The sequence below is a fragment of the Dietzia sp. DQ11-44 genome, from assembly GCF_014145205.1.
Classification (GTDB): Bacteria; Actinomycetota; Actinomycetes; order Mycobacteriales; family Mycobacteriaceae; genus Dietzia; species Dietzia natronolimnaea.
Genome location: NZ_JAALEC010000708.1, coordinates 1 through 6360 on the forward strand (window position 1 = coordinate 1; position 6360 = coordinate 6360).

The 6360-nt window shown below is 67.8% G+C and carries 4 protein-coding genes; all 4 read left to right on the forward strand.

Features of this window, described 5'->3' with window-relative positions; all coding sequences use genetic code 11:
* Nucleotides 1–361 precede the first annotated feature (361 nt).
* Nucleotides 362–1339 (forward strand): type IV toxin-antitoxin system AbiEi family antitoxin domain-containing protein, encoded by a 978-nt coding sequence (locus G6018_RS15960; RefSeq protein ID WP_182609800.1) that lies wholly within the window; start codon nucleotides 362–364, stop codon nucleotides 1337–1339.
* Nucleotides 1332–2261 (forward strand): nucleotidyl transferase AbiEii/AbiGii toxin family protein, encoded by a 930-nt coding sequence (locus G6018_RS15965; protein ID WP_182640140.1) that lies wholly within the window; start codon nucleotides 1332–1334, stop codon nucleotides 2259–2261. Before G6018_RS15960 ends, G6018_RS15965 begins: the two co-directional genes overlap by 8 nt.
* 568 nt (nucleotides 2262–2829) lie before the next feature.
* Nucleotides 2830–4185, forward strand: coding sequence for an alpha/beta hydrolase-fold protein (locus tag G6018_RS15975; RefSeq protein ID WP_347237885.1), 1356 nt, complete (start codon nucleotides 2830–2832; stop codon nucleotides 4183–4185).
* On the forward strand, nucleotides 4182–6360 hold a 2179-nt coding region (locus G6018_RS15980; protein WP_182640141.1), incomplete at its 3' end, for a DUF2156 domain-containing protein. The genes G6018_RS15975 and G6018_RS15980, both read left to right, overlap by 4 nt.

Below are 6360 nucleotides of genomic sequence, written 5' to 3' on the forward strand. Positions count from 1 at the left end.
TGTCCGAAATCAACGCGGCAGGTCAGGACCTGAGTGAGGTCACGCGCGGATAGGTCCGCCTCGCCATAGGGGCGCACGGGGTCCGGAGAGAGCGATGGATGACGACCGTGCGTCTCGGGGGCCGTTCCCGGGTAAGTGTGCATCGCTCTTACCCGCTCTGGGTCACGGGCCGACCTCCCTTGTGCGCCGCCAAGCGTTGTTGGGTCTTATTCGGCTGCGTAAGCGATGCTCTCGCCCGCCAGCAATGCATCGCCTTGAGGCCGCACACTTGGACGCTTCAATAGTATCTATTTCGGGCATTATTGAAGCGGCAGCACTCGTTGGGAACTGCAAAAGTAGCCCTATGTGTAATAATTGCAGTATGAAACTGGGGGAAGCGACGGAGGCCGTCTTGGATCTTGCGGCCCAGCAGTGGGGCCTGTTCACTGCCGCCCAGGCCCGAGAGCTGGGTGTTAGTGCCGTCCTCCTGAGTCGCCTCGTGGACCGTGGAGTACTGCTGCGGGTGCGTCACGGGGTCTACGCGAGCGCCTCAACCCCAGTGACGACCGTGCTCGAGGTTCGGGCGCAATGGCTGGCCTTGAAACCGCATGCCCTGGCCGCTGAGCGCAGATACAACGACGACCAGTACGCGGTCGTCTCCCACGAAACCGCCGCGCAGCTGCATGGAATTGGCGATCTGCCCAGCGAGGCGATCATTTTCACCACGCCCGGCCGACGACAGACACGCCAGCGCGGTGTTCGGTTCGTCACCGCAGCGCTGTCCCCGGGGGAAGTCATCGACATGGATGGATTGCCGATCACCACCGTGGAAAGAACTGTGTTTGACCTGGCCCGTGCCGGGCATGAACCGGGACACCTCATCGATATGCTCGCCGATGCGCTGTCCAGGGGTCTAACCACCACAGATGACCTGGCAGAGGCTCTCGCGCCGGTAGCTGAGAACTTCGGAACTATCCGCAACACCGCGCCAGCAATGCGCGCTCGTCTGGAGGAACTCTTCCCGAGCCACCGCGCTGGCGATGACCACCTCGCCCGCATGATGCAGCAGGCGATAGCGCCGATCCAGGAACAGCTCCGCGAGATCGCCGCCAGAACTGCCCCGAACCTTAAGCTACCTGCGTCGGCAGCATTAGACTCGTCGGCGATGCTCTCCCCAGCGCTCCGAGAGAAGCTGGAAACCCAAGCCAGCACTACCGTGCAGGCCTTCGGGGACGCGCTAGCCGCTACCGGTGGTGGTTATGGCAGCAGCGTTGGTGGTGGCGCTAACTGGCTTCGTCAAGAGCGAAGCAAGACCAGTGACACCGAGGACGACGACCAGGCCGGCCGGGACGATGCCTGAACCCAGACCGCGGGCCACTCATGGCCAGATCACCGCCGGGCTACGCCAGTTCGCTAAGCAGCAGAAGTTGACCCCGAACGCCGTCTACAGCAGGTTTTTCCGCGAAGTGTTCCTCGCAGAACTGATGGCCACCGACCCGGTGTGGGTCCTTAAGGGCGGCACCAATCTCTACTGCCTCATCCCCGGGGCTCGCCACACCCAAGACTTGGACCTGTACCGGCAAGCCTCCCCCACAGGCCATCGCGCAGCCGCCGACAGTCTGATCGCAGCCATGGACCAGACCACAATAGGCCCGTACACCTTCTATGTGCGCAACCCACGGAGGGAGACGGCCAGCGGAACCGTCGAGAACATCCAACTGACCGTCATCGTCCGATTCGGCACTACCGAGTTCTCCCGGTTCAACATCGACGTCTCCGGAGACCTTGAGGCGCCCACCGTCACCGAACCACTGGCGGTCACCCGCGCCGACCCACTCGAGGTCCCGTTCGCTCGCCGGCACTTCACCGTGCTGTCCTACCCGATAGAAAACCAGCTCGCCGATAAAACCTGCGCCATGTACGAGATCCACGGCACCCGTAGCTCCACCCGGTACCGAGATCTCTACGACATCGCCTTAATCGCCCTCGAACTCGAAGTGGACGCAGGAAAACTGCGCACCGCACTAGGCCAACAGTCCCGCATCCGCACCCTGGCTCTCCCTCCCCGCCTCATCCTTCCCAGTGACGAGTGGCCGGCCGGATACCAGAAATTCGTGGGCACCCTCCATCGACCCCGCCCAGAACTGCGTGCTGTCGACAGCGCGCTGACCACGGCCGAAGCGCTGCTGAACTCTGTCCTCTCCCCCGACAACCCGATCACCGCCGGCTGCTGGTCCCCTGAACGGCGCAAGTGGCAACCACGACCTGTCCCCCCGGCATGAATAAGGAAACCCCCGCCCACACATTGCCCGGGTCAGGCCGGCAGGGCATCCTCTCGAACCGACGGCGGGGCGAACCGATATCCAGACGTTATTACAAGTAAACGATGCCGAGTTCACGATTTCGCACACCAGACCATCGCCAAGAAGCTTGCGCGCCCGTGGGGCTGAGGCACTGCGCGGTGTGCGGTCCTGACGGACGGCGGCGCCCACTGCTGGGGACTGAACCACTACGGGCAACTGGGCGACGGTTCCGCCGGTGACAGCGCGATACCCGTGACGGTGGACGGGCTATCCGACGTGGTCGCGATGAGCGTGGGAAGTATGCATTCCTGCACATCCCTCCGCGACGGTTCGGCACGGTGTTGGGGGAAACTTCCTCGGCTACCTGGGCGTGGACCCGCACCCTTTCGGCCACCGACCTCGGCCACTGACTCTGGTGACAGCGCTGTGCCCGTCTCCGCGTCGTCTCAGCAAACCCTCCTAGGCTTCGACCCGCGGTGTCACGCGGGTGACGACGACGCGGGTTCGACAGGCGGCCTGACGTGGTTCGCGGTGGAGGTGGGTGGCGGTGCAGCAGCTACTCGGTGTGTCTCTTCTGGAGACGCCGGTGCTGGCGACCCTGTGGGTGCTCGTGGTGGTCGGGTTCGCGGGCCTGTCGCTCGCCGGCTCCACGGGAGGGAAGAGTGACTCCCGGGATCGACGCCGCTGGTGGCTACGGATGCTGCCCGCGTGCACGGTCGCCGCCGTGCTGGTGACCGTGGCCGGCGGGGTCCTGGTCGAAGGGGTGTTCAGACCCTTCCCGGATGCGATCCCGCGGACGGTGTACGTGTGGATCGCCGTGTCCCTGCTCGCGGTGATGCTCGCGGTCACCTGCTTGGCCGGCGGAAGTACCTCCCGGCGCCCGTGGCGCGTGGGCGGAGTGGTGCTCGCAACGGTTGCCGTGCTCCTCGGCGCCGGCGGTCACGTCAACCGTGTGTACGCCGAGTTCCCCACCGTCGGCACCCTGATAGGAGTGCCGGAACACCGGACCGTCCCCCTTGCCGACGTCCTCGGGTCCGCCCCGACGACCGTCGGCGACGATCTCCCGCCCGGGACCGCCGTGGAGGAGGTGTGGACGCCGCCCGAGAACATGCCGACGAGCGGGGCGATCACCGAGGCGACGATCCCCGGGACCGCGTCGGGTTTCACGGCGCGGCCCGCCCAGATCTATCTGCCGCCGGCATACTTCGCGCAGCCTCGCCCACTGCTCCCGGTCCTCGTCCTGCTCGCCGGTCAGCCCGGCGCCCCCGAAGACTGGGTGGTCTCCGGGAGATTGCCGGTGATCGCGGACGCGTTCGCGGACCGGCATGCCGGGCTCGCCCCGGTCGTGGTGGTGGCCGACCCGATCGGGGAGTCGCTCGGGAACACGCTGTGCGTCGATTCGCCCCGGGGCGATGCCCGGACCTACCTGTCCGTCGACGTCCCGGCGTGGATCCACGAGAACCTGCAGGTCGCCTCGGGGCCGATGTCGATGGCGATCGGGGGGCTGTCCTTCGGCGGGACGTGCGCGCTCCAGATGGCCCTGTCCGACCCGGACGTCTTCCCGACCTTCCTCGACATGTCGGGGCAGGGAGAACCGACGATCGGCACGCGATCCGCCACCGTCGAACAGTTCTTCGGCGGAGACGAGGCGGCATTCCGCCAGAACAACCCCGCCGACCTGCTCGCGAGCCGGCACTTCCCCGGCCTGGCCGGCGCGTTCGTCTACGGATCCACCGACACCGAGTACGGCCCGGCGGCGAAGGACCTCTATGCAGCCGCGCTGTCCGCAGGGGTCGACGCCCACCTCACCGAGTTGCCCGGGGGGCACAGTTACGCCGTGTGGTCCGCAGGCCTCGAGCGCGAACTTCCCTGGCTCGCCCAGAGGACTGGGCTCATCCGATGAGGCCGACGATCTCCACCGTGCGCCGATACGCGGCCCGGGCATGGTCGACCTCCCCGGTCACCATCGCACTGCTCGCCCTGATGTGGGTGGTGGCCGCAGTGACCGGCACAGCGCTCCACGGTCCGGATCCCGAGTGGTTCGACAGGGTCGCAGCGGGGTCGGTGTCCCTGGGCCACGGATTCGTCTGGACCCCGATCACGTCCGGCCTGGTCGTCTCCGGCCTCGCCGATCTCCTTGTCTCCACCCTGTTGCTTCTGGCGGTGGGCCCGGTCGCCGAGCGCCTGCTGGGCGGGACCCGCCTCCTCGTCACCGCCCTCGCCGCTCAACTCGGAGGGGTTCTCGGCGGGATCGGTCGCGACCTGTTGGTCGGCATTCTGACCAACGGGGACAGGGGGGCGCCGGTGGCCCCAGCGCACTCGTGGGTCGATCCGCTGCCGTGGATCCTCGGGATCCTGCTGGCGGCGACGAGCCGGATGCCGACCCTGTGGCGACGCCGGATCCGCGCCGTCGTCCTGACTGTTCTCGTCACTCTCCTCTTGTTCGCCGGGCATCCCCAGGATGCGGTCCGGTTGTCCGGGGCACTCGCGGGACTTGCCGTCGGTGCCCTGCAGGCGACGGAGCGCCACCGCACCCCGCTGCTCGGCGGATCGGTCCGGGAGACCCGAACCCTCGTGGCCCTGGTCGTGGCGGCGACCGTCCTGGGCCCCCTCCTGGTCTCGCTCACCTCAGGCGCGGTCGGGCCCCTGGCGCCCCTGAGTCAGCTCGTACGCGAGGTGCCCTACACCCCGGCACAGGTGGCCGAGCTGTGCGAGGCCGCCCCGGGCGGGATCGACTGCTGGAACGCCAGACAACTTCTCCGCCTGACCGGGGTCGGTCCCCTCGCTCTCACCCTCATGCCGTCCGTTCTCATCCTCGTCCTGGCCGACGGACTCCGACGCGGCCGGCGCGCGGCACGCTGGTGGGCGCTGGCCGCGTACGGCACTCAGCTCGCTGCCTCAGTCGCTCTGCTCGTCACCGGACCCATCAACGGCGGCCACGGACGACGCCAACTGATCTTCGGGGCGGCCCCGCACGCGCTCACGGTCTGGGTGGTGTCGCCGCTGGTGGTGGTGACCGCGGTCCTGCTCACCCTGCTGGCCACCGGACGGTTCTTCCGCGTGCGGGCGAGCAGTCGCGCGTTCAGACAGTCGGCCCTGTCGATCACTGCGGTGGTGCTCGGCGGGCTCGTCGCCTTTGTCAGCCTCGGTGCGGTGGTCACGGAGGGCGTCGCGGCGTCCGGTCTCTCCGACCCGTCGATCGCCGAGCTCGCCCGCGACTATCCGGCTCGCCTGATTCCTCCTGCGTACCTGGGCCTGTTCGGGCCGACCCTACTCCCCGTCTCCGACGCGGCGACGGCGTTGTTCGAGTGGATCGGCGTCGCCGTCTGGGCCTGCGTCATCGTCGTCCTGTGGCGCCTTCTGCGGGCGCGGCGCATCGACGAGGACCCCGCGGCCCACGAGCGGTTACGGCAGTTGCTGCACACACCGGGCGGGTCCTCTCTGTCGTGGATGACGACCTGGGACGGCAACGAGTACTGGTTCACCGACCAGCACCCGCCGGGTCGCCGGTCCGCGGTGGCCTTCCGGGTGGTCGGCCGGGTCGCGCTGACCACCGGAGGCCCGGTGGGGCCGCCGGATCAGTCCGGCGCCGCGGCGCTGGAGTTCGCCGAACATTGCGCTCTGCAGGGGCTGGATCCCTGCTTCTACTCCGTCGACGACGAGCTGGCGGCGGCGCTGAGGGCGGCGGGGTGGTCCTCGGTCCAGGTGGCCGAAGAGACCGTGATCCCCCTGCCCGACCTGGCGTTCACCGGCAAACGGTTCCAGGATGTCCGCACCGCCCTGAACCGGGCGCGCAAGGAACAGGTGACGGCCACGTGGACGACCTTCGCCGAGGCTCCCCTGACGCTGACTCAGCAGATCGTCGCCATCTCCGAGGAATGGGTGGCCGACAAGGGTCTGCCCGAGATGGGTTTCACCCTCGGTGGAATCGACGAGCTACGCGATCCCGAGGTGCGTTTGCTGCTGGCCGTCGACGGGGACGACGTCGTTCACGGCGTGACCTCGTGGCTCCCCGTCTACCGAGAGGGTGTGCTCGTGGGCCTCACGTTGGACTTCATGCGCCGCCGTACCGGCGGCA